The organism is Clostridia bacterium, assembly GCA_035628995.1.
In the GTDB taxonomy this organism is placed as follows: domain Bacteria; phylum Bacillota; class Clostridia; order Lutisporales; family Lutisporaceae; genus BRH-c25.
This window is the reverse complement of sequence record DASPIR010000011.1, coordinates 12,682-37,451: the sequence shown is the minus strand read 5'-3', so window position 1 is coordinate 37,451 and position 24,770 is coordinate 12,682. Positions and strand designations below refer to the sequence as shown.

Here is a 24,770-nt window from a genome sequence, read left to right as displayed (position 1 = left end):
AAGTCGTATGCGAGGCAGGACGCCGAAGCAAGCCTTCCACGTCCACGGATGGATATTGGAAGGCGTTAGACTTTTCTTAGGCGGAGAGAATTAGTGCCATCAATTTTTGTATACTCATATGTGGCTATGACATGGCTGTTCCTATTTTGGCAGTTGCCAGTAACCTAAAGCTGCTTTAAAGCAGCTTTATATTTTTCTCTTCGCACTCACTAAGCATGCTTTCCGGCCACATAGATGACTGAACCTCACCGATGTGGGCTTTTCGCAGGAAGTACATGCAGATTCTGGACTGGCCTATGCCTCCGCCTACGGTATAGGGGAGCTCTCCTTTTAGCAGTGCGCTGTGGAAAGGAAAGACCTTTCTATCTTCGCAGCCTGCGACCTCCAGCTGATGCAGGAGAGCCTTTTCATCTACACGAATGCCCATTGAAGAAAGCTCCAGTGCGCATTCCAGCACGGGGTACCAGAATATGATATCTCCATTTAAGGTCCAGTCGTCGTAGTCCGGTGCTCTGCCGTCATGTCTGATGCCGGATTCCAAGGCAGCACCTATTTGCATTAGAAATACAGCACCCTTATCCTTAGCAATAAGGTTTTCTCTTTCCTTTGGTGTCTTGTCCGGATACATATCCTCAAGCTGCTGTGTTGTGATAAAGAAAATCTCTTCTGGGAGCATAGGCTTATACTGGGGATAAAGCTTGAATATGTGCTTTTCCGTATCCAGGAACACACTGTATATGTTCTTTACAATTTCTTTGAGGGTCTCAGGAGTTCTATCCTCATGCCGGATAATCTTCTCCCAATCCCACTGATCCACATAAATCGAATGGAGACTGTCCAGTTCTTCATCCCTGCGAATGGCGTTCATATCGGTATAAAGACCTTCCCCTATTGAGAATCCATACCTTTTAAGCGCTATCCTTTTCCATTTGGCTAAGGACTGTACGATTTCCACCTCTGTGTCCTTGAGCGAGAGAGCATCAAAAGAAACAGGACGCTCTACACCGTTAAGATTGTCATTGAGCCCTGAGGACCGCAATACAAAGAGGGGAGCTGATACCCTTGTGAGATTGAGCTTTTTTGAAAGATCTGCTTCGAAGAAGTCCTTAATATGTTTTATAGCTACCTCCGTTTCCCTAATTCCAAGTGTTGGCTTGTAGTTTTTGGTTGAATGCATTTCTACCATTTTCATTACCTCCTATAATTTTTTGCAAAATAAAAACCCTTCATCCCTATGAAAGGGACGAAAGGTAATTCGCGGTACCACCCTGATTGGTTAAATGCTATGCTTTAACCCACTTTGTCAGTACGGATTCTTTAATATAATCGATACTGTCCATTCTATAACGGTATGGCTCCGTCTAAGTCTACTTTCCTATGCGGATTTCGGTTAGAGACTCAGGGCTGTTCTTCACTTAAGGCTTAGTGCCAGGCTTACACCATTCCCGGCTCGCTGCAGCATATCCTTAAAGCTACTCTTCCCGTCATTGTCGAAAATATATAATTTTAATTATTATACGAGTAATGAATTAAAATGTCAATAGTTACTTTATTCCAATTCTTCGTTCAGAAGCACCATATGTATATGATCCTCCCATTTTCCACTTATTTTTAAATATTTGTGAGCCAGTCCTTCATTATAAAAACCCAGCTTTTCCACCACTCTCAATGACCTAACGTTCTTAGGCATTATATTTGCTTCAATCCTGTGCAGCTTATATTCATTAAATGCAATTTCTATTCCTTTTTTCAATGCCTCAGTGACATAGCCCTTGTTAATTTCATTTCTGTCAAGCTTATATCCCAGAAAGCATGACAGGAAGGCTCCCCATACAATATTATTGAAGGCAATTAGGCCTATAGTCCTGTTGTCTTCTTTATCATCTTTTTTGAAAATCCACAGCCTGAGTGCTCTCTTTTCCTCAAAATCCTTAAATTCATTCCTAAGCTGCGCAGCCTGTGCTTCCAAGGTGTAAAACTCGTTGGGCCGCTTGAGCTCCCACTCCTCCAAGAAGTCCTTGTTTCGCATATAATAATCCAAAACTTGCGGAGCAGAGGTTTCATCCAATATCTTCAGAATAAGCCTATCCGTCTCATATACTTTTTCCATAATGGCGCCCCCTTTTAGCAGTATGAAGAGTGTAGCATAAAAGCATTTACTTGACAAATGTTTTTATAATCCTTCCTATGTTTTCAATAAAATCTATATACGTGTTATATATCGACACTGTATTGTTTACAAATACTGGAAAATTGTTATTTGCATCAGTATGCCATTAAACAGCCACTTATATTATTTATAAAATAGCAGATAATATATTATAAATATAAAGTGGGGTGATACATTGCTGAAGAATGATATTGAAAGAATTTTAATGCGTGATACAGACACGGATAAGGATATGGATAAGAAAGAGAATAAGGAAAGAGATAGGGAAAATAAAGAGCACGAGATGGCACCTAAGAATTTTATACATGGATAATGTCAGAAGCTCAAAGAAGAGATTAAGTCTCTTCTTTTTTTATATAATAATCATTTCACCATTCAATAAAAGCATTTTATATGATTTCTGATACTGTGCATGTACTGACGTGATATAATCATTTATTATACAACCTCTAAAGGAGCGGATGCTATGAATACCAGCGGTTCGGAAGCGGCGAATCTTGTCGAAATGAGGAAGAGTAAAAGGATTGATTATCACTCAAAAATACAGTGCACGAAAAGCATATATAACGGTGAGACTGAGGAATACAAAGAACCTCTTGAGCTCATGCTTATCAATGTATCTACAGGTGGCCTGGGCATAGTATCAGAAAGATCATTTGAAAAAGGTACGATACTGATTCTAAATCTTACTTTGCAAGAGGAGAATTACAAAAAAGTAGCTGCAAAGGTTATGTGGACAATAAAAAATGGTGATATGTTTAGGTATGGTGTGGAGATAACAAATATATCCGGCAGACTGTTCAGCCATTTGAGCCGACTTGACAACAGCATCACAACGATAGTATAATAACTCGCAATCTGATAAAAAATTGCAAAAAGCCTTATATTGTATTATAATATAAAACGGTAAATTTGATTAAATATACTTAGAATTTGGGAATAATAGCTGCAAGATTAGAAAGAGAAGAACGAGGGAGAAATAAAATGAGTTTATATGAAAATTGGAGAAGTACGGCATACGAAAACGAACAGGATGAGAAGGAACAAAAAAAGTTTTGGGAAGACTATTTTACAATGGAGGAATCCATATATGAAAAGCTTCTTTCTAATCCAACAGAAATCGTTGAGGGAACATTAAAGGACCTGGCAGATAAGTTCGAGACAGACATCATGCTTTTTACAGGCTTCCTCGATGGTATTAACGACAGCCTTGTTAATGAGATGAAGATGGAAGAACTGGAAGAGTCGAGCAATGTGAAATTAGAGATAGACTTTGAGAAGCTGTATTACAATATGCTTGCAGCAAAGGCTGAATGGCTGTACAGCCTGCCTCAGTGGGACAGCATACTTGCACCTGAGAAAAGAAAGGCGATAACAAAGGAACAGAGACTCTCCGGTACAGTAATAAAGGCAGTAGAGCCGGGAAGAAATGATCCATGCTCCTGTGGAAGCGGAAAGAAGTACAAAAAATGCTGCGGTGCAAATAAATAGATTATAATATATAAGACGACCCTCATCGGGATTAAACTGATGGGGGTTTTTTTATAATAAAATCCTACCCTTGACGGGGAAAATATATAGAACTACAATGTTAATAACAAACTGATATTATCACAATAAGAATATACAGCTTGCTAAAACAAGATTTGGAAGTTAAGCTGAGAAAGGAATACTTATGGGAAACAATACTTTGGCTAATAAGCAAGGTCTCACAGAGAGGGAGTTTTTGTCACAATATGATGCAGGGCAATATGAAAGACCATCTGTTACAGTAGACATGCTGGTTTTTACTGTAATGAATGAGATGAAGGAGAGCTACAGGAAGCTTCCAGAAAAGACATTGAAGGTTCTTATGGTGAAGAGGGGCGATCATCCTTATCTCGGTTATTGGGCGCTTCCGGGCGGCTTTGTAAATATTGATGAAAGTCTGGATAAGGCAGCATTAAGAGAATTAAAGGAAGAGACAAACATAGACAATATATATATGGAACAGCTTTATACCTGGGGTGATGTAGGAAGGGACCCGCGCACCAGAGTTATTGGCTGCTCCTATATGTCCCTGGTGGACAGCACCAGGCTTGATATAAAGGCTGGTGATGATGCTGAGGATGCCGCATGGTTTGGAGTAAGTTACAGTGTTGTAGAGCAGAAAAAGGCTGTAACTGAAAAAGGGTACCTAGTGCAGAGCTGGGTAAGGATCCTGCTTCGGAATGACTGCGAGGAGCTCAGTGCCACAGTAAAGGTGGAAAAAACCTTTGTTGGAAATGTGGTTAAGGTAAGCAGGGAGTTAATTGAATCAAATGGTATTGCTTTTGACCATGGGGAGATAATCGAATATGCCGTGGGAAGGCTGAGAAAAAAGATAGAATATACAGACATAGCATTTAGTTTAATGCCGGAATGCTTCACTTTAACAGAGCTGCAGCAGGTATATGAGGTAATACTTGGCAAGGAGCTTCTAAAGGCAAACTTCAGAAGAAAGATATCTGATATGGTTGTGGAAACGGATGAATATACGAAGGATGCCGGTCATAGACCATCCAAGCTTTTCAAGTATAATCCCAACTGGGTTGAAAAGCATTTTGATTAAACTGACTGCGAAAGAAAAGGGAGGCAGAAAACATGAGCATATTTAACGGGGAACGACTTAAGAAGGAGACTTTCAGGATAGATAGAGAGAGGATGCGCAGGGGCTGGTATTCAGATGCATACTTTTCAAACACTGTAAGAATTTTAAATGAGCTTTCCAAGGAGAACTATATTTTCGAAGGAAGAAGCGATGTAAACGATATAGATTATTCTGCAGTAAAAAACGGAGACATCAGGGCAGAGATGCAGTTCTTTACCAGGAGAAAGCCTTTCAGCATAGTAGCGGGGGTAGATGAAGCCCTGGCAATATTGCGGGAATGCACAGGGTATTTTGATGAAAGGGGCGGCTTCGTAAATACCTATGACAAACTCGAGGTTGAGGCTGTGCAGGATGGAACCTTTGCAGCGTATGATGGAGATCCTATGGATGTCCAGCCCGTATTGAAGGTAAGAGGAAGATACAGGGACTTTGCAATACTTGAGACCCCAATTCTGGGCGTACTTACGGAAACCACCAGAATTGCCACAAATGTATATAATACCTTAGTGGCTACTAAGGGCAAGAATATACTGTTCTTTCCGGCAAGGTTCGCTCACTACAAGCTTCAGGCCATGCACGGCTATGCTTATTCTCTGGCGGTACTGGCATATAATCAGAAGCATAGCAAGAACTCCACGGCAATTGTCTCCACTGACGACCAAGGGGGCTGGTGGGGAGGAAAAGGGGGAGGCACTATAGCTCATGCATCAATCGCATGCTTCCTGGGAGATACGGCGGAAACAATGATGCAGTTTGCCAGAATCATGCCGGTGGATATCCTTCGTATAGCATTAATAGATTATCACAATAACTGTGTCGCAGAAGTTCTTCAAGTAATGCGTGAGATGTTTGCAAAGTATCTTGAGCTTTATAAAGCAGGAAGTATGGATGAAGCGGCTAAATATAAGCTATATGCAGTAAGGCCTGACACCTCCGCGAATATGAGGGATGAAGCCATAGAGCCGATAGGTGACAGAAGGCTGGACTGCGGAGTAAACCCAAGGCTGATATGGAAGATAAGAGAAGCTTTGGATGGAGCATATAACAAATGGGATTTGGCTGCTGAATATGTGGAGATGGCAAAAGAATGGTGTGAAGATGTAAAAATAGTTGCCACAGGAGGCTTCAACATACAGAGAATCGTACAGTTTGAGCAGCTGGGAGTGCCTGTTGATATTTATGGCATTGGCTCATCTCTGCTGGACAACAGCAGCGAGAATGGTACAAACAATGACTATACGGCTGATATCGTCAGAGTTGAAATTGGCGGAGAATGGCGGCATATTGCAAAGGTCGGCAGGAGAGCGTGTGAAAATCCGAATCTGGAGGTAATCGGAAATTAAGGAAGGCGATAGCCTTCCTTTTGGGATTATTGGTATAAGTTGAAGAATACGTTATATGCTGGTATACTTTATTTAAGTAGGTAAAAGGAGGGGTTATGCCGTGAAAACCATCAGGCATTTAACAATATGGACAATCATAATTTTATCATGTCTTTTGATGTTTACCTTTGCCGATGACATAACAAAAGTCATACAAGCAGCCGAATCTAATGCCAGGATTATTTATAATGATAAGGAAGTAAGCCTTGGAGTAAAGCTTTTTTCAATAGAGGGCTCCAATTACCTCTCTGTAAGGGCATTGGCAGTATTGTTTGACAAGAACATAGATTGGAATCAAAAGGAGCAAAAGATCATTATATCGGATAAGCCTAATACTGCTATGAATAGTTTAAAGTTAGAGCTTGATACGAAGAATAAAAGCATATTAGAGCTCCAAGACAAGCTGAAAAAACTTGAAACTGATATAGCAAGCAGCAAGAAGCTAAATATCAGGGAGCTGCAGGACGAACTAAACAATGAATATGGTGAGTATGCAGGAGTAACATATAGAGTCATACTTTCCGGCAATGAAGATGAAATCAGGGTTAAGATAGAGGTTGATCTCAGCAAGGATAAATCTGCATGGAGCCGCCTGACAGGTACAAAAAGGGAAGAACTGGTCAAGGAGGTTTGCGGCATAATAGCTGGAGAATACAATTTTGCTAAAATCAAGGGCTACATCAAGGACATAGATGTGTCCAAAAAGCTAATGACCTTTCAATATACCTGGCAAGGGGAGCTGGAAACAAGCATTTACAGAAACTTCAGCACTATAAGCACCTTGGAAGACAGGTTTAACAACGATTATGACGGGTACTTCAACGAAATCCATTTCACCTTTGCCCTGAGCGGCAACGATAATAGGATGGAGTATACTATATATATACAAAAGAACAGGTTCGAAGAAAAGTGGGATAAGCTGTCAGACAGTACTTTAAAGAACTTTATGAAAAAACTTTGCAGTGAAATCAATAGTGAGTTCAAGGATTGCTACATTTACGGTTATGTTTATGATACTGACAGCAGCAGTGAGTTGGCCGTCTGCGAGCAGGTGCCGGAAGGTGAATTCACCTTCGACAGAGAGCAGCAATAGCTATTTGAAAATCGATGTGTAGCCATATACAAAATGCAGGTGATTGTGACTGTCACCGGTAACACCCTGATAGTAATGCATGTGACCTTCTTCTACCGTAAGCTCTGGTCCGGTGCCTATGCTGTAATAATGCTCATGTCCGTGGTTGAAGGTTATATAGCCGACCATCTTATGGGTGTGGCCGAATTGGCTGGATTCTTCGCTGGTCATGCCCGAAAGACCATGCCTGTGATTGTTGTTCGCTGTGGTTTTTCCATTGAAATTATGACAATGGACGATTTGCAGCATACTTATCACCTCCCTCAATATAGCTGCAATTAATGCAATCTATACTGCTATTACAGTTTATGCAGAAAAAGTAAAAATCTTACACGCGAAACATAATATAATTAAGCAATATATATGATAAATGATTATAGGAGGATTATTATGGAGTACAAAGAAGTATTGGAAAAAGCTAAAGCTGCCATTGGATCAAAGTGCAGAATCTGTCGTGAGTGCAATGGTATTGTATGCAGGGGGGAGTTGCCCGGCATGGGCGGTAAAGGCAGCGGCAGCAGCTTTATCAGGAACTTTGAAAAGCTGAATGCAATAAAGCTCAACATGGATACTATATATGAATTTAAGGAAGTGAATACCTCGGTGGAGCTTTTTGGCAAAAGCTTCAGTTTTCCGGTATTTGCAGCTCCGATAGGTGGCTTGCACCAGCAGTATGGAGATGCGCTTAATGATGAGGAGTACAGCTATGCAATTGCAGCTGGCTGCAAGAATGCTGGCACTGCAGGTTTTACTGGAGATGGTGTGAAAGAGGAGCATTATAATATGCCTATTAAGGCAATATCCAAGGTTGAAGGCTGGGGTATACCAACAATAAAACCATGGAAGAAGGAAGAAGTCATAGCTAAGGTGAAAAAGGCTGATGAGGCAGGCGTTTTGGCAGTGGCAATGGATATTGATGCTGCAGGTCTGTCTGTTCTGGCTGCTGCGGGCAAGCCGGTAAGCCCTAAATCTGTTGAGGAAATAAGGGAAATAGTGATGAGCACAAAGCTGCCTTTCATAATAAAGGGGATAATGACTGTGGCGGGAGCTGTTAAGGCTGTTGAGGCAGGCGCTTATGGGATAGTCGTATCCAACCACGGGGGCAGGGTATTTGACCATACACCTGCAACAGTAGAGGTACTGCCAGAAATATATAAGGCAGTAGGTGGAAAAATCAAGATATTTATTGATGGTGGAATAAGGACAGGAGTTGATGTCCTTAAGATGCTCGCTCTGGGAGCCGATGCAGTGCTGATAGGGAGACCATATGGAGTTGCGGCTTACGGCGGAGGTGCCGAAGGAGTGGAGCTTTATACAAAAAAGATAGGTGCTGAGCTTAGAGATGCTATGATAATGACTGGCTGCAGCACATTGAAAGACATAGATGAAAGAGTGATATACAAGCCATAAAAAAAATGCCTCAGGGCATTTTTTTTATGGCTATATGCTTCTTAATTCATAGAACACCAGATACTTTTCACCTAGAGGCTTGTTGTCAATATCAGTGTTGTAGGCAAAGCTCCATTCTGCTATTATTGACTTTCCCTCGCTCATTACTCCCCTATAGTATGCCTTGATGCGGTTGATATACTTTAGGAGAATATCAAGCTCCTCCACTGAAAGGAAGCTTTCATCCCCAATATACCTTGCACCACATTCTTCGAGAATTATTGTGATGTCTTTCCGCCCGTGGGTCACAAGGTTCCACAAGTCCTTAGCTACAGCTTCTATGACGGTTTGGCTGCTTCTAATATCTATTACTCCGCTTTTATCTGCTATGAAATAGGGATAATATATGACCATACCACTGTCTTCATACTTTTCCAGAAGGGCACTTCCTATCCTGGAAGCTTCCTCAGCAGTTACGCCTACAGCCCTTGGGAGGTTAAGGTCATCACCGCTTTTCACGGCGACTCTAATTGTCCACAGCATGTTTTTGTCAAGGACAACATCTCTCGAGTACCTTTCCCATGGAACCGTGGGGATACTAATATCTTTAAGCTCGTAAAAGCCCATCAGTTTATTCAAATAATCACCTCGCCTTTCTCCAACGTCGCGCAACTCGTAACGCGTAACTCGCAACCATTCTCAGAAGGAATACCCATGAGATCTCATATCTTTGTAAATGGACCGAAAAGCTTATCATAGGTTTCCAATGCTGAGCGGTCTGTCATTTCAGCAATGTAATCGCATAGCACCCTGGCACGAGTAACCGCATAGCCGTCAGATCCGGGAGTGCCGGAAGCGTCAACGAACTTTTTATATATACGGCCGGGCAGCTGCTTGGGGTTATCCCGGAAGGTGTTATATATCTCGCCTACAATTTTCTTTGCCTTCACATCCATTATTGTAGTCATTGGACTATTATAGATATACTTAGTAACGAATTTCTTAAGGCTTTTAAAGGCGTTCTCGTGTTTGACGAGCCTTATTATTTTATTTCCCTGCACGCTACTGTCTGTAAAGCCCCTCACCTGTTCGAGAGTGGTGATGTTGTTAGCATCAATTACACTCCAGGAGCTTTCTACAATGTCCAGAACAAGGGCATTTATTAACGGGCTGATGCCACTGCCTGCTTTAAGACCGAAATTTTCATAAACCAATTCGTCAAAGTCCTTTTGGGTCAGAAGACCTTCATCAATACTTTCTTTTATTAGCCTTACATTTATGCCGTCATCAAGATCATGGCACACATAGGCTATTGTGTCGGAAAGGGCTACTACCTGTCCTTCAAGGCTTGATGGCTCAGAAGGCTTCAAATCTTCGCATATGCCGACCTTATGGTCCTTGGTATGCTTAAGGATTCCTTCTCTTACCTCCCAGGTAAGGTTTAGACCGCAATTGCCAGTGCCTGACTTCTGTTCTATGATATCAACGACTCTTACGCTGTTCTCGTTGTGGAAAAAACCATGTTCGTCCTTAAGAAACTCGGAAAGCAGCTCTTCAACAGCATGGCCGAAGGGAGTGTGTCCAAGATCGTGGCCCAGGGCTATGGCTTCTGTCAGATCCTCGTTCAAACCCAGAGAACGGGCTATCCCTCTTGCAATCTGGGAAACCTCGAGGCTGTGTGTCATTCTTGTCCTGTAAAAATCACCCTCATGGTTTACGAAGACTTGCGTCTTATACATTAGGCGTCGGAATGCACTTGAATGTATTATCCTGTCCCTGTCTCTCTGAAAATCGCTTCTCGCTTCAAAATTAGCGTTCTCTTCGCTGCTGTTCCGCCTGCTTCCTTCTTTAGGGCGCTTTGTAGCATAGGATGCCAGATAAAGGTCCTGCATAGCCTGTATTTTATCCTTATACCTAGGCTTCAAGCCTATTTCTCTATAAATCTGTTCCCTTATTTCATTCAAATCCATAATAGAACCTCCGTGCTTTTAGGATTAGATATTCTATAACCTAATTATATACAAGTTGAGGCAGTCTTGGCAATTATATGTATTTTGCTGCAAGGAGAATTTAAAGAGCTGCGAAGGTAAAAATAAAACTAGCAGTCATAGGCTATAGCTGCTTATTTGCGAAGGGCTGGAAGAATAAAATATATAGATGAAACTTTGGGGGGAAGTTATTTGGAGGGAGCGAAAGGGCAGTCGGTATCAATCAGACTTAAGAGTTTTATTCAGCTGCTGAGACCCAAGCAGTGGATAAAGAACCTATTCATATTTGCAGCGCTGCTGTTTTCAAGGAACATAGACAAACTGCATTACATAATGATGGCGGCCTATGCATTCCTATGCTTCTGCATTACATCCTCCACTGTGTACATATTCAATGACATGCTGGATATTGAAAAAGACAGGGAGCATCCCAGAAAAAAGAAGCGGCCTCTGGCTGCGGGAGTGATAAGCAAGAGAGAGGCACAAATACTGATGACATTTATGCTTCCTGCTGCGATTGCATTTTCTTTTATGTTGAACTACAGCTTCGGTATAATAATAATGATTTATTTGCTTAATAATCTGTTATATACATTGTATGTAAAGCATCTTGTCATACTTGATGTAATGTCTATCGCTCTGGGTTTTATTTTAAGAGTAGCAGGGGGTGCTTTGGCTATCAGTGTGCTTATCTCCCCATGGCTGCTTTTATGCACCTTTCTGCTGGCACTGTTCCTGGGTTTTAGTAAGAGACGGACTGAGCTTTTGGTGCTTCAGGAGGGTGCCCAAAGCCACCGAAAAATTCTTGAGCATTACTCTCTGGACTTTATAGATAGTATGCTCTCAATTGTAACGGCGTCTACATTGATATCCTATTGCTTATACACATTTTTTGCAAGCGATGACAAGTATTCAATGGTTACTATATTATTCGTACTATATGGGATCTTCAGATACCAGTACTTGATATACAATAAAAAACTGGGCGAAAGTCCAGAGGAAATAGTACTGACTGACAAGCCGCTGCTAATTAATATACTGCTGTGGATACTGACCAGCATTGTGATACTGTATAAATAGCAGCTAGTATTTCGGTGAAGTAATGCGGGAACTGGGGGTTAGCATCCCGACAAGCAGAATGCCAATAATAATGCAAAGAAAAGGCTCTGCAGAGATTCTGTATCTGGGTGCAAAGTAGAATATCTGAATAATAAGGTTGACATATAAGAAATTCCCGATTATCCAGGCAGGCTCGCAGAATAAGACATAGAAGGACCTGGCGGTAAGGAGTCTTATGATGAAAAGGGGTAATAGTATAATGGCAGCCTTCCATAAGAATATAAAGGACATTTGAGGAAGCCTATAGGTGCTTTCGAGGATGTCCTTTTTTACTATGCCCATTTTTATCAGGCTGCCGTAAAGAGGAAGCTTATAGGTTCTGTCCAGGTGATATTTGGCCTCTGATATATGCGGGTCGACCTGATAAAGGAAGAGCCGCTGCTTAAGCCTCAAAAGCTTCATTTCCATGGGAATATTTCTTTTTAAGTAAGTCAGTCCTTCATGGTAGCCTGTCTCGTACAGCTTGTTGATATCAGTGTAAGGCTTGACATCCACCCACCGCCCATTTGCCAAGGGATTATGAGCTATGTAGAAGTTTATGGGACCGTTGGTATCTATAAGTATAAAGCGCCCGGTAACAGAGTAATTCCTTATAATCCAAGGTGATAATACCAATAGCATGACAATGATAGTCACGGCGCCGTCCAGTATAATGACCTCCAAGGTCCTTCTCACCTCAAGCCTTTTGGCTGATGTGTACAATAGTATGAAAATAACCACAACACCTGGCAGCAGAAGAAGGACAGGCCGGGTAAGGTTGCCTATGCCGAGAAAAAGCGAATACAGCAATAGGTTCTTGGTTGGCACATAGCCCCTGTGCCTACTGAGCTTTTGGGGCAGCTCATATTTGAAGTACATCAGGAAAAAGTAAGCAACGGCAAGGTATATAGTAATAAATACAGTTTCAACATACAGGTGGTTGGTATATACCACCATTCTCGGGTTTAAGGCCATAAGGACGCCGGCAAGTAGTCCTGCTTCCTTATGAAAATCACTGTAGTTTTTCAAGGCAGCACTGGCTATACTGTAACAAAGCAGGCAGGAAACAGCAGAGAAGCCTGCTTGAATCACTCTCATCACTAAGAGGTCTTGCGCTGTGTCCAAAAACCTGTAGACAAAGCCTGTAAAGAAGATATATAAAGGAGGCCAATAAGCATATCTCGCCCAATGCTCCCCGAATCTATGGCCGTAGTATTCTCCACCCATGACATTCAAGGCATAATGATACATGCTCCAGGCATCTATTTTGAATTCAAAGGGCGTGTATACAACAAATCGAAGTCTTAGATATAATGCCAGAGAGAATATAATAAAGGTGTACAATGCTGTCTTTCTGTTAAATCTCAAAGGTATTCTTTCCTTTCTGATTAAATTATCGCTGCTAATATTATATACATTACCCTGCTAATAAATAATGACATTATAAACTGAAATAGGTTTACATAAACAAACTGTAGGAAGATTAGGGATGGGATGGTAGGAATAAGGTCAAGCATTACTGCCTTATGATACATATAAAGCTTAAAAACGGGCTCCAGGATGGCTTTTAAGACAGTATTTTAACATTGCCAGACTATTCTATCTCCACCTTTTTTTGATTTGTCGTATTTTTTGCTTTTTTTCAATATTTTTCACAGTACCCTCTGACACCTCAGGACATAATTCTATCATCATTTACTACATTCTACATGCTTCACCTTTTTATTGACACAGATGACAAAAATGTCTATACTGTACATATATGGTATGCACGGTATAGACAGTATATACACTATATACAGAATATACAATTTCAAGGCTTTCAGTGTGCATAATCAGCCATAACAGTCAGGACAGAACCTGTCTCGCTATCAGTCTCCACAAGAGTGAGGTGTATATATATGGATATAACAGTCAGCAATTCGACACGCGAACCAATATATGAACAGATTGCGAACCAGATAAAAAAGTTGATTATAAATCAGCAGTTGAAACCTGGAGAGGGTCTGCCCTCTATAAGGAAGCTGGCAGCTGAGTTGCATATAAGTGTTATTACTACCAAGAGAGCCTACGATGAGCTTGAGAACGAAGGCTTTATTGAATCGGTAATTGGAAAGGGATGTTTCGTTTCAAGGGAGAATAAGGAGTTTATCAAGGAAAAGAAGATAAGGATGGTTGAGGACAAACTGTCAGAGGTTATAAAGGAAAGCAGAGTATTGAACATAGGACTTCAAGGACTTAAGATGATGCTTGAGGTATTGTATAGGGAAGTATAATGACAAGGGTGGAAACGTTAGTTTCCACCCTTGTTTTTTTATGCTAATAATAATCAATTAATATGAAGATAATAGCTTAAATGGAATTTGACTTATTAATACCATTAGCAAAAGGCAGTGACAAGGAGTGGTAATGGTGAAACGTCTCATTAGCATCAAACGCAAAGTGAAACCCCAAAAATATAAAACAATAAAACAGATTGCGACAACAGCTCGATTAAGACCGGATAATTCCGGGAAGGCAGCTGCCCCTGCTTTAGATGCAGAGGAGTGGTTCAGACGCGAGCTTGCGGGCAATGGAGATATAGTGTTCAGGGATTTAATGATAGGGGGCAGCGAGGATTTAGAAGCCGTACTGATTTATACGTATGGCAGTATAGATAAGAATACACTTAATGTAAATATCATCAAACCGTTGATGAACTTCAAGGACAAGGCCGGGAAGGACTCTGGCAGCAGTTCATTTGTGAAGAGATTGATGGATAGCTGTTTGACCGTAGGAACAATAAAGGCATTAAAAGACAAAAACCTTGCTAAAGATGAAATGTTCCAAGGTAGAGTTATCCTGCTATTGAATAACATTGATCAAATCATAATATTGGAAGTAGCTGGGGTGAAAGCAAGGCAGGTCACTGAACCTGAGAATGAAAGAACGCTAAGGGGCTCAAAAGAGGGCTTCATAGAAGATTTATGGAATAATGTGGCTGTTATAAGGAAGACATTGCCGGATCCGACCTTAAAAGTTGAAGTCTCCAAAGTTGGAAGAAGGACAAAGACAGACCTTGCTGTTTTATATGTGGGGGGCTTGGCAGATGCTAAACTGGTAAAAGAGGTTAAGAGCCGTATAAAGAAGATAGATATAGATGGGGTATTGGCCAATGGATATATAGAAGCATTCATAGAAGACAATCCTTACTCTCCTTTTCCACAGACTCAAGGAACAGAGAAACCTGATAAGGTTGTCGCAGCCTTACTTGAAGGAAGAATTGCAGTTGTTCTTGACAGAACACCTTATGTGTTATTGGTGCCGGCTCAGCTCATTCAGTTTTTCCAGGCACCCGAGGATTACTATGAACGCACTTATATTGGAACATATATAAGAATTTTGAGAGCCATAGCATTTCTTGTAACGACAAGTGCAGCACCGGCTTACATTGCGCTGACCTCCTTCCATCCGGAGCTGGTCCCTTTAGAACTGCTGCTTAATATTGCTGAACTCAGAAAAAAGGTACCTTTCCCTCCGGTTATAGAGGCATTAATCATGGAGTTTGTAATAGAATCGCTTCGGGAAGCTGGCTTGAGATTGCCTACGGCAGTAGCGACGACATTAGGAGTAGTGGGAGGTATAATCCTGGGGGATGCGGCAGTTAGGTCGAATCTGGTCAGTCCTGCAATGATAATAGTAATAACAATAACAATCATATGCAATTTTATTATACCTAACTACAGCATGTCTTTAGTCATTAGGCTATTGAGGCTTTTTCTTATTTTGGCGGCTGCATCCTTTGGTGCTTTTGGCATTACGCTAGGTTGGCTGATAATAATAATACACCTTTGCAGTTTAGAAAGTTTTGGTGTCCCATACTTTGCCCCAATAGCACCCACCAGATTTAAGGATCTCAAGGATTTGTACATAAGGGTGCCTATTTGGGCAATGAAGGAAAGGCCTGTTTCTATACCTGGATATAATAAGAAGAGAGTGGTAAATGCAAGGGAGCAGAAAGATGGAAAGTAAAAGTGGATTAGATATTACGAGCAAACAGCTTATTTTTATTATGATAGGAAGTATGCTTGGCTCCGGCATATTGAGCCTTCCCAGGCTTGCAGCAAAGGAAGTGGGACAGGATGCATGGCTGGCAGTTCTTCTGGGTTCGCTGTTCCCCCTTGCTTCACTTTCATTAATAAGATTTCTATACAAAAAAAATAATGCGGTCAGCTTTGTGAAAGTGTGCAGGTCGGTTAGCGGCAGGTGGCTGGGAGGCCTGTTCAGTATACTATTGGCATCATACTCGATACTCACAGCTTCAGTTCTGCTCAGAGTCTTCATAGAGGTAGTATCTATGTTTTTGCTTAGCGAGACACCGATGCTGGTCAAGCTGGTACTGATGCTTTCCGTATGTGCTTATCTGGCATCAAGTAATGCAAAGGTGCTAGGAAGGGTAAATGAATTTCTTTTTTACATACTTCTGCCTATAGTGTTTTTCTCCTTGCCCGCAATCATAAGCAATGCTGATATTCGAAACCTGATGCCCATTCTGAACTTCAAAGTATCGGATTATGCCAAGGCTGCACTGACAACAGGTTTTGCTTTCTCAGGATTTGAGCTGTATATTGTTTTCCACCCCTATGTATTACGGGAGAAGGAAGCTTTTGGAGCAAGCTTGTATGCTCTCCTGATAACCCTTGCTATTTACTTGTATTTTGTTGTTGGTGTTATTTTAGTCTTTGGGACTGAGCTTACACAAAAATTCATATGGCCTTCACTTAGACTGCTTGCAACAGCAGAGGTACCGGTAATTGAAAGAATTGAATTCCTGTTCATACAGGCTTGGATAGGTGTATCCTTCAGGCCTATCAGTATCCAGTATTTTTGTGCAAGTCATATTATAGCGGAACTTTTTAAATTGAAATCTCAAAGGTGGAGCACCCTAGCCCTATTTCCAATAATAATAGGAATAGCCTATTACCCTAAGAACGTACTTGAGGTTTTTAAACTTTCTGATAATGTGGGGCTGATTGCATTGTCAATAGGAATTGCTTTACCGCTCATACTCATTATATGCGGATTATTCACAGGGAAGAGGGGTGGAAAACAAAACGAAAATGCGTAGAAGTGCAATTCGCTTGTTCGCCATTTTACTTTGTCTGACTATGCTTACGGGCTGTTGGGATGCTAAAGAATTGGATGATTTGTCTGTTCCGCTTATTGTTGCATATGACACAATACTGGAAAGCGAGAAGGAATACCCGGATGACAAGTATCTTGTAACTGTCGGGGTCCCTGTGTTCTACGAGGATGTAAAGGGAAAATTCCATATAATTGATACCACAGGGCAAATAATCGGAGAAGCAAGGGGAAGAAGAAATACGCAGATTGGGGAACAGGTGATATTTGGGCAAATACAGCTTCTGCTTTTAGGCGAGGAGCTAGTTAAAAAAGAAAACATTTTGGAAATAATTGATGTAATTGTGAGAAACCCTAGGGTAAAGGCTTCTTTGTTCATTGTGATAGCGAAAGGAAGGGCCGTAGATCTTATTAAAAAACCAATCCCCAATTACCCAAATGTAGGAATATATTTGAAGGCCCTCATGGAGAACAGCAAGAATACAAGTTTCTCTCCATACACAACACTGTTCCGCTTAAACAGAGATTTGGTCAGCTATGAGACAGCAGCTATACTGCCGCATATCATTTATAGAAATGGGGAAATAATGCTTGCGGGCTCATGCCTGGTGAACAAAGGGAAATTATCTGGTGATATGGGCAGGGAAGAAACTGAGACAGCTGTTATGTTGAGAGGTATTAAATGCCGGGGCTCGCTGTCTTTTAAGGTGCAAAAGGATGGAAAGGTTATTGATGAAGCAACCTTTGAAGGCTCAAACAGCAGGAAAGTGACTGTGAGAAAAGAAGGGGATAAATATGCTTTCAATATACAGATAAAACTGGCAGGAGTAATAGTGGAGCATAAGAAGCAGAAACCGATGCAGGACGGTACGAATTTGTTGAAGGTCTTTCAGGATTCCTTGGAACAGCATATTAAAAAGAGGGCAGAGGCTCTTGTAAAAAAGACTCAGGAGGAATTCAAGTTTGATGCGTTGAATCTTGCTAATAGTATAAAGGCACATACACGGGAAAAAATTACGAAAGAGGATATTGACAAAATAATACAGGAATCTGAAATTAACGTTGAGGTTAAGGTGCAGATAAGAAATGCTGGCGGGAAAATGTAGTGTTTTTATTCACTTTGATTTTAATATTATTTAGTATTATAATGAATAGACATATAAAATTTTCATATTTTGCAGAACGTACGGGGGTGTTGAATTGCTTACAGACATGCTTATAAAAACCTTTGTAAGGGATAATGAAAATATAAGGGATAAAAATGTCAGACAGAAATACGGATACCTGGGCGGCTTCGTAGGTATAGTCTGCAATGTGATGCTTTCGGCAGCAAAGGTCACGATAGGCTTAATGTCAAACAGTATAGCAATTACTGCTGATGCTGTGAACAACCTGACTGATGCGGCTTCATCTGTAATAACACTTATAGGCTTCAAGATAACAAACAAGCCTGCCGATAGGGAGCATCCCTTTGGGCATGCGAGGATAGAATACATATCTGCAATGATTGTGTCTTTCCTGGTAATACTTGTGGGTTTTGAGTTCTTGAAAAGCTCCTTTGAAAGGGTAATAAACCCTGAGGTGCTTAAATTTGATATTATATCTTTTTCTGTTTTGATAATATCTATTGGGATAAAGGTTTGGCTAAGCAGGTTTTATAAAAACATAGGAAGAAAAATAGACAGCAAGACAATGGAGGCTTCTGCTACAGACAGCCTAAGTGATGTGATAACTACATCAGTAGTTGCCTTTTCACTGCTCTGCTCCAAGTGGATAACCTTCCCTATAGACGGATATATCGGGCTCTTGGTATCAGCTTTTATTATTTATTCAGGGATATCCCTTACCAGGGAGACACTCAACCCGCTGCTGGGAGAGGCTCCGGAGCCTAAATTCATAACCGAAATTACCGAAAAGACCATGCGTTATGAAAAAATAATCGGAATACATGATATGATAGTGCACAATTACGGCCCCGGCAGGTGCGTTGTTTCGCTGCATGCAGAGATTCCTGCCAAGATGGACATCATGGAAGCCCATGATATTATAGATCTGGCGGAGCAGGAGATTTCGGAAGAACTTGATATACATCTGGTAATACATATGGATCCTATCAATACCGATGATAAAGTTGTCCAAAGTACTTTGGAGCAGGTAATAGAAATTATAACTGAATTGCGTGAGGAATTGACTATACATGACTTTAGGATAGTAGGCGGCGAAGGACATAAGAACCTTATATTCGACTTGGTAGTACCTTACGAATATGATGAGAAAAAGGCAAAGAACCTCTCAGCGGAAGTAGCTCAAGAAATAAAAGCAAGGTATCCTAATTATAATGCTGTTATTTATATAGACAGGGCATATTCTGTGTTGAATAAGTAGCAGCGTTTGGGCATAATAGTAAAGAACTTGACAGGGCAAGGGTGCATAATATATAATTATGGATATTAATTTTAAACATTAAAAAAGCATTGAAGAGGACAGTAGTAAAGGACGCAATTCAAAGAGAGACATTCATTTGGTGGAAGATTGTCATTTGCCAGTTTATGAAGATCACCTCGGAGCTGAACGGCTGAAAACCAGTAAGCCTTTTCGCAGGCATGCGTTATATGCATTGAGTGGTGTATCATTTGTTTAAACTGTGATGCATAACCTGGGTGGTACCGCGGTATTTTATCGTCCCTTTGGCTTTAGCTGAAGGGACTTTTTATAATGCATAGGAAAGTATAAATTTCATTAATGTTCCACTTTCCGTTAAGTGCATTTCATAAAGGCTTCATTAATTGTTAAAATGCTTAAATAAAGGCTTTATATTTTAAGAATCTATACTCAGAAAGGATGTTTAATATGGACAAATTCAAATTTTTATCTGACAAGCGAGCAGCTGAAAATGAAAAAAGCATATCGGAATACTGGAAAGAGATTGATATCCTCAAAAAAAGCATAGAAACCAGAGAAGGCAAGGATTCATTCATATTCTACGAAGGACCTCCTACTGCCAATGGCAGACCGGGCATACACCATGTCCTGTCAAGGACATTGAAGGATACAGTATGCCGCTACAAGACAATGAAGGGCTATCAGGTCAAGAGGAAAGCCGGCTGGGATACCCATGGGCTTCCTGTTGAAATTGAGGTTGAGAAGGAGCTTAAGCTATCCGGCAAGCAGGACATTGAAAAGTACGGCATAAAGGAATTCAATGAAAAATGCCGTGATTCTGTTTTCAAGTATGTAGGGCTGTGGAGAGATATGACCGAAAAGATGGCTTATCTCATAGATATGGAGCATCCCTATGTAACCTATGAAAATGATTATATAGAGTCAGTTTGGTGGATATTGAACAAATTCAAAGAAGAAGGCTACATCTATGAAGGGCACAAGATATCCCCTTACTGCCCAAGATGCGGTACAGGACTTGCCAGCCATGAGGTGGCTCAAGGCTACAAGGAAATAAAGACAACAACTGTTATAGTAAAGTTCAAGAAAAAGGGCGTTGACGAATATTTCCTGGTATGGACAACTACACCCTGGACACTGCCTTCCAATGTAGCCCTTACAGTGAATCCAAGGGAGACATATCTTAAAGTAAAACAGAATGATGAAATATACTATCTGGAAAAGACATTATCCCATAAGGTTCTGGGAGAAGAGTTCGAGGTGTTGGAAGAGATTAAGGGCAAAGACATGGAATACATGGAATATGAGCAGCTGATGCCTTTTGTAAACCCGGAGAAGAAAGCCTTCTTCGTAACAGTAGCTGATTATGTCACAACGGAGGATGGCACAGGTATAGTCCATACAGCTCCTGCCTTTGGTGAAGATGACTACAATACAGGAAGAAGATATGATCTTCCGGTTCTGCAGCCGGTCAATGAAGCGGGCAAATTCACCGCCACACCCTGGGAAGGACAGTTTGTAATGGATGCAGATCCTGAGGTAATCAAATGGCTGGCATTAGAGGGCAAGCTTTTCAAAAAGGAAAAGGTTGATCACAATTATCCGCACTGCTGGAGGTGCAAGACTCCACTGCTTTACTACGCAAAACCAAGCTGGTATATAGAAATGACCAAGCTTAGAGACAATCTCGTAGCTAACAATAATGCAGTAAATTGGTTCCCTGATTACATTGGGGAGAAGCGCTTTGGCAACTGGCTTGAAAATGTTAACGACTGGGCTCTTTCCAGAAACAGATACTGGGGAACACCGCTTAATATTTGGAGATGCGGTTGTGGACATACTGATTCCATAGGCTCCAGAAAAGAACTTGTGGAAAGATCTATAGAGAAAATTGATGAGAGTATTGATTTGCACAGACCTTATGTGGATGATGTGCATATAAAGTGTGAAAAGTGTGGCGGCACCATGACGAGAGTAAAGGAAGTTATAGACTGCTGGTTCGACAGTGGGGCAATGCCTTTCGCACAGCATCACTATCCTTTTGAAAACAAAGAGAATTTTGAGAAACTATTCCCGGCAGACTACATTTGCGAAGCAATAGACCAGACAAGAGGTTGGTTCTATTCGCTGATTGCGATATCTACCTTTGTAATGGGTACATCTCCATACAAAAATGTACTTGTTAACGGGCATTTGGTAGACAAGGACGGCAGAAAGATGTCAAAGTCCCTTGGAAATACCGTAGACCCCTTTGAAATGTTCGACAAGTATGGAGCAGATGCTATAAGATGGTATATGCTATATGTATCCCCGGTATGGTCTACCACAAAGTTTGACGAAGATGGCTTGAAGGAAGTACTCAGCAAGTTCTTTGGAACACTTAAAAATGTTCACACTTTCTTTGCACTGTATGCAAATACCGACAGTATAGACCCCAAGGATTTCTTCGTAGAGTACTGTGATCGTCCCGAGCTTGACAGATGGATGCTTTCCAAGTACAACAACCTTGTAAGGGAAGTTACTGCTGAGCTTGATGAATATGATCTTAACAGATCCGTAAGAAAGATACAGAATTTTGTAAATGAAGATCTGTCCAACTGGTATATCAGACGTTCCAGGAGAAGGTTCTGGGAAACAGAGCTTACAGAGGACAAAAAAGCGGTTTACAACACTACCTACGAGGTAATGGTAGGAGTATCAAAGCTTATTGCTCCATTTGCTCCGTATCTTTCAGAGGAAATATACAGGAACCTCACAGGAGAGCTGTCTGTACATGTGGCTGATTTCCCTGTGCAGAATGAAAAGCTCATAGATGACAAGCTGGAAGAGAGAATGGACCTGGTAAGGAGCCTGGTAGGAATGGGAAGGGCTTCGAGGGAGCAGGTAAGAATAAAGGTACGTCAGCCGATACAGAAGGTATTTATAGATGCAAAATATGAAGAGCTGATATCCTATTTGATACCGCTTATCCAGGAGGAACTCAACGTAAAAGAAGTAATCTTCGAGAAAGATTTAAACAGATATATGAACTTTAGCCTCAAGCCAAACTATAAATTTGCAGGCTCGATACTGGGTGGGAAGATAAAGACCTTTGCGAAGGTGCTTCAGGAAATGGATGCGTCAGTGTATGCACCGAAGCTGGAGGCCGGAGAGACAGTAAAGGTTAATCTTGACGGAGAGACACTTGAGATAAACAAGGACTATGTTATAACTAGCATAGCAGCCAAGGAAGGCTTCACAGTAACAACAGAAAACAACCTCTTTATAATACTTGACACTACCCTTACAAAAGAGCTGATTGAAGAGGGCTATGCAAGGGAATTCATCTCCAAAGTGCAGCAAATGAGAAAGAACAACAATTATGAAATGATGGACAGAATAAATATATACTTTGACGGAGATGACGAAATAGCAGGTGCAGTTTCTGCATACAAGGACTATATAATGAAGGAAACCTTGGCTGAAAAGGTTGAAAGAGTCACAGACAAGAGCTTTGAGGTGCAGGACCTTAACGGACATGAGACAGGAATGAAGCTTGAAAGAGTATAAGAAATATATAAAACCCGGCGAATTTCGCCGGGTTATTTTTTTATACTGCTTCGTTATTTTCTGTCTTTCTGTTTGCCTTCAGTGCCATAAGTACACTCCTGCCAACTATCGCGGATAATACTATGAAGCCGCCCACAAAAGCCCAGGGTCCGGGATACTCGCCTAATACCAGAAACACCCATACAGGGTTCAAAATTGGCTCAATGACAGGTATCAATATTGCCTCCAGAGCGGTAACGTGTTTTATCGCCAAAGCGTATAACATATAAGATAATCCAAGCTGGAATACCCCAAGGAGCAGCAATGCTATCCAGCTGGAAGCGTCCGGCCTGGCGCCAAACATAAATGGAAGGCCTATGATTGCTGTAAGCACATTGCCCCAGAATACAGACTCCAGAGGAGACGCGTCCTTCTGCTTGCGAAGCAGCAGCACCATGCAGGCAAAGCTGAACCCGCTGAGTATTGCATAAATGTTGCCGAGCATGCCTCCGGCACCCACATCATCTATAAAAAACAGTATCATACCGCCAAATACCATAAATATAGTCACCCAATCCATAAAGGTTGTTCGCTCTTTCAGAAACCACGCGCCAAGCAACGCTACATAAATAGGGGCTGTATATTGAAGAAGTATTGCTGTAGCTGCAGTTGTAAGCTTATTAGCCATAACAAACAGTGCTACAGTACCCACGTACGCAATGGCTCCACCTATCTTGTACCTGTTAAATTTAAGGCTGGGCTTTCTTATTACAGTAAGCATAAGAAGCGCGGCTGTAAAGCTTCTCACTCCGGCTATCGCCAATGCATTCAGCTTTATTGATTTGATCAGCAGGCCTCCAAGGCTCCAAAGCAGGGCGGCTAGTACAAGAAATAATATAGACCTGAAGCGGTCATCTTTCATTTTAGTTATTATAGAATTCATATCCACAATTCCTTTCCCAATCTCCTACATAAGATTCTAACAGAAGTACAGACTCAATTCAATCTTATAGGAATATACGGTATAAGGGATGGGTAATATTATATGAGGTATTTTATAAGGGTATGCTTAGACCAATTACCTTATCTTATGGCTAAAGGAGCTGAAGGATTTGCTTGGTAATGTAATTAAAATAGTTGTGGCAGCAGCTCTCTTAATAGCAGTTGATGTGGTTTTTGAAGTCAATTTTCCTGTAGTGAGGGAAGTCAATATAGATACAGAAAAGCTTAAACAGGGGGAGGAGGTCACACTCCTGCAAGTAAGCGACTTTCATGGAGGTGCTTCTGCAGAAATTGTACAAAGGCTCATTAAGGCATTGGGTAATATCAAGCTTGATGCTGTATTGATAACCGGAGATTTGGTGGATAGATCCACGGAGGATTTTAGTAATGTGGATGCCTTAGTAAGTGAGCTGCGTTCAATATGCCCGAGCATATTTTTCGTGTCAGGCAACCATGAATGGAGTAATAACAGAAGGAAAGAACTGCTTGTCAAGCTTAAGGACATGGGAGTAGTGATTCTAAATAACAAAGGCTCAACCTTTGCTGCAAGGAGTGCAGACATCAATATATGCGGGGTAGATGATGCCTATGGGCGCAGGGACAATATTGAAAAAGCGATGAAGAGCGTGAATAGCAATAAGTATACAGTCTTGCTTTCGCACTCGCCAAAGATACGACAGCGGCTGGGACATTATTCGCCAGACCTGATACTTTGCGGACATACTCACGGAGGCCAGATAAGATTTCCTTTTATAGGCGCAATAATAGAACCGGGGGAGGGCCTTTTCCCTCATTTTGACAAAGGGATGTTTAAATTGAAAGAAAACAGCCTGCTCTATATTGACAGCGGTGTGGGCACAAGCAAGCTGCCTATAAGGTTTCTGAACAGGAGTCAGGTGAGTATTATAAGGATAAAGGGGCGATAGGATAC

The 24,770-nt window shown here is 41.3% G+C and carries 22 protein-coding genes and 2 other annotated features; of the genes, 15 read left to right on the top strand and 7 right to left on the bottom strand.

Annotation, left to right across the window (positions count from 1 at the left end; genetic code table 11):
• Window positions 1-175: 175 nt before the first annotated feature.
• Both asnA and VEB00_04190 read right to left on the bottom strand, forming a co-directional pair.
• Complete coding sequence (asnA, locus tag VEB00_04195) at window positions 176-1,186, bottom strand: aspartate--ammonia ligase (protein ID HYF82216.1); 1,011 nt, start codon at window positions 1,184-1,186, stop codon at window positions 176-178.
• Between the two features lie 50 nt (window positions 1,187-1,236).
• Window positions 1,237-1,497 (bottom strand) — a binding site (T-box leader).
• 52 nt (window positions 1,498-1,549) lie between these two features.
• Window positions 1,550-2,110, bottom strand: a complete 561-nt coding sequence (locus tag VEB00_04190; GenBank protein HYF82215.1) for a GNAT family N-acetyltransferase — start codon at window positions 2,108-2,110, stop codon at window positions 1,550-1,552.
• A 235-nt stretch (window positions 2,111-2,345) separates the two neighbouring features.
• On the opposite strand from VEB00_04190, the gene VEB00_04185 reads away from it, so the two are divergent.
• From VEB00_04185 to VEB00_04160, 6 genes are all read left to right on the top strand, one after another.
• On the top strand, window positions 2,346-2,483 hold the full coding sequence (locus VEB00_04185; protein ID HYF82214.1) for a hypothetical protein: 138 nt from the start codon (window positions 2,346-2,348) through the stop codon (window positions 2,481-2,483).
• 153 nt (window positions 2,484-2,636) lie between these two features.
• Window positions 2,637-3,017, top strand: a complete 381-nt coding sequence (locus VEB00_04180) for a PilZ domain-containing protein (protein ID HYF82213.1) — start codon at window positions 2,637-2,639, stop codon at window positions 3,015-3,017.
• A gap of 137 nt (window positions 3,018-3,154) precedes the next feature.
• A complete protein-coding gene (locus VEB00_04175) occupies window positions 3,155-3,661 on the top strand; it encodes an SEC-C metal-binding domain-containing protein (protein HYF82212.1) in 507 nt (168 codons plus the stop codon).
• Between the two features lie 184 nt (window positions 3,662-3,845).
• Window positions 3,846-4,760: an NUDIX domain-containing protein gene (locus tag VEB00_04170; protein HYF82211.1), complete on the top strand. Its 915-nt coding sequence runs from the start codon at window positions 3,846-3,848 to the stop codon at window positions 4,758-4,760.
• A gap of 32 nt (window positions 4,761-4,792) precedes the next feature.
• The gene (locus tag VEB00_04165) at window positions 4,793-6,142 is read left to right on the top strand and encodes a nicotinate phosphoribosyltransferase (GenBank protein HYF82210.1); all 1,350 of its coding nucleotides are present in this window, start codon (window positions 4,793-4,795) and stop codon (window positions 6,140-6,142) included.
• A 100-nt stretch (window positions 6,143-6,242) separates the two neighbouring features.
• On the top strand, window positions 6,243-7,274 hold the full coding sequence (locus VEB00_04160) for a stalk domain-containing protein (GenBank protein HYF82209.1): 1,032 nt from the start codon (window positions 6,243-6,245) through the stop codon (window positions 7,272-7,274).
• Here the strand turns inward: VEB00_04160 and VEB00_04155 are convergent, their stop codons facing one another.
• Window positions 7,275-7,562: a YmaF family protein gene (locus VEB00_04155; GenBank protein HYF82208.1), complete on the bottom strand. Its 288-nt coding sequence runs from the start codon at window positions 7,560-7,562 to the stop codon at window positions 7,275-7,277.
• 141 nt (window positions 7,563-7,703) lie between these two features.
• On the opposite strand from VEB00_04155, the gene VEB00_04150 reads away from it, so the two are divergent.
• The gene (locus tag VEB00_04150; protein HYF82207.1) at window positions 7,704-8,723 is read left to right on the top strand and encodes an alpha-hydroxy-acid oxidizing protein; all 1,020 of its coding nucleotides are present in this window, start codon (window positions 7,704-7,706) and stop codon (window positions 8,721-8,723) included.
• A gap of 30 nt (window positions 8,724-8,753) precedes the next feature.
• On the opposite strand, the gene VEB00_04145 is transcribed toward VEB00_04150, so the two are convergent.
• Window positions 8,754-9,341 carry a hypothetical protein gene (locus VEB00_04145; GenBank protein HYF82206.1) on the bottom strand — a complete coding sequence of 196 codons (588 nt, stop codon included), beginning with the start codon at window positions 9,339-9,341 and terminating at the stop codon, window positions 8,754-8,756.
• Between the two features lie 83 nt (window positions 9,342-9,424).
• Complete coding sequence (gene dgt / locus VEB00_04140) at window positions 9,425-10,672, bottom strand: dNTP triphosphohydrolase (GenBank protein HYF82205.1); 1,248 nt, start codon at window positions 10,670-10,672, stop codon at window positions 9,425-9,427.
• Between the two features lie 210 nt (window positions 10,673-10,882).
• On the opposite strand from dgt, the gene VEB00_04135 reads away from it, so the two are divergent.
• Window positions 10,883-11,770, top strand: coding sequence for a decaprenyl-phosphate phosphoribosyltransferase (locus VEB00_04135; GenBank protein HYF82204.1), 888 nt, complete (start codon window positions 10,883-10,885; stop codon window positions 11,768-11,770).
• Between the two features lie 3 nt (window positions 11,771-11,773).
• Here VEB00_04135 and VEB00_04130 read toward each other — a convergent pair whose 3' ends face one another.
• Complete coding sequence (locus VEB00_04130) at window positions 11,774-13,156, bottom strand: hypothetical protein (protein HYF82203.1); 1,383 nt, start codon at window positions 13,154-13,156, stop codon at window positions 11,774-11,776.
• Window positions 13,157-13,689: 533 nt separating this feature from the next.
• Here VEB00_04130 and VEB00_04125 point away from each other — a divergent pair.
• The 6 genes from VEB00_04125 (at window position 13,690) to ileS (ending at window position 22,858) form a co-directional block, all read left to right on the top strand.
• The gene (locus VEB00_04125; protein ID HYF82202.1) at window positions 13,690-14,064 is read left to right on the top strand and encodes a GntR family transcriptional regulator; all 375 of its coding nucleotides are present in this window, start codon (window positions 13,690-13,692) and stop codon (window positions 14,062-14,064) included.
• A 136-nt stretch (window positions 14,065-14,200) separates the two neighbouring features.
• Window positions 14,201-15,799, top strand: coding sequence for a spore germination protein (locus tag VEB00_04120; GenBank protein HYF82201.1), 1,599 nt, complete (start codon window positions 14,201-14,203; stop codon window positions 15,797-15,799).
• Window positions 15,789-16,895, top strand: a complete 1,107-nt coding sequence (locus VEB00_04115; GenBank protein ID HYF82200.1) for an endospore germination permease — start codon at window positions 15,789-15,791, stop codon at window positions 16,893-16,895. Before VEB00_04120 ends, VEB00_04115 begins: the two co-directional genes overlap by 11 nt.
• On the top strand, window positions 16,888-18,015 hold the full coding sequence (locus VEB00_04110; protein ID HYF82199.1) for a Ger(x)C family spore germination protein: 1,128 nt from the start codon (window positions 16,888-16,890) through the stop codon (window positions 18,013-18,015). The genes VEB00_04115 and VEB00_04110 overlap by 8 nt, the downstream gene beginning before the upstream one ends.
• A gap of 94 nt (window positions 18,016-18,109) precedes the next feature.
• On the top strand, window positions 18,110-19,294 hold the full coding sequence (locus VEB00_04105) for a cation diffusion facilitator family transporter (GenBank protein ID HYF82198.1): 1,185 nt from the start codon (window positions 18,110-18,112) through the stop codon (window positions 19,292-19,294).
• Window positions 19,295-19,374: 80 nt separating this feature from the next.
• Window positions 19,375-19,599, top strand: a binding site (T-box leader).
• Window positions 19,600-19,759: 160 nt separating this feature from the next.
• A complete protein-coding gene (gene ileS / locus VEB00_04100) occupies window positions 19,760-22,858 on the top strand; it encodes an isoleucine--tRNA ligase (protein HYF82197.1) in 3,099 nt (1,032 codons plus the stop codon).
• Window positions 22,859-22,898: 40 nt separating this feature from the next.
• On the opposite strand, the gene VEB00_04095 is transcribed toward ileS, so the two are convergent.
• Window positions 22,899-23,780, bottom strand: a complete 882-nt coding sequence (locus tag VEB00_04095; protein HYF82196.1) for a DMT family transporter — start codon at window positions 23,778-23,780, stop codon at window positions 22,899-22,901.
• Window positions 23,781-23,949: 169 nt separating this feature from the next.
• On the opposite strand from VEB00_04095, the gene VEB00_04090 reads away from it, so the two are divergent.
• Window positions 23,950-24,765, top strand: coding sequence for a metallophosphoesterase (locus VEB00_04090; GenBank protein HYF82195.1), 816 nt, complete (start codon window positions 23,950-23,952; stop codon window positions 24,763-24,765).
• Window positions 24,766-24,770 lie beyond the last annotated feature (5 nt).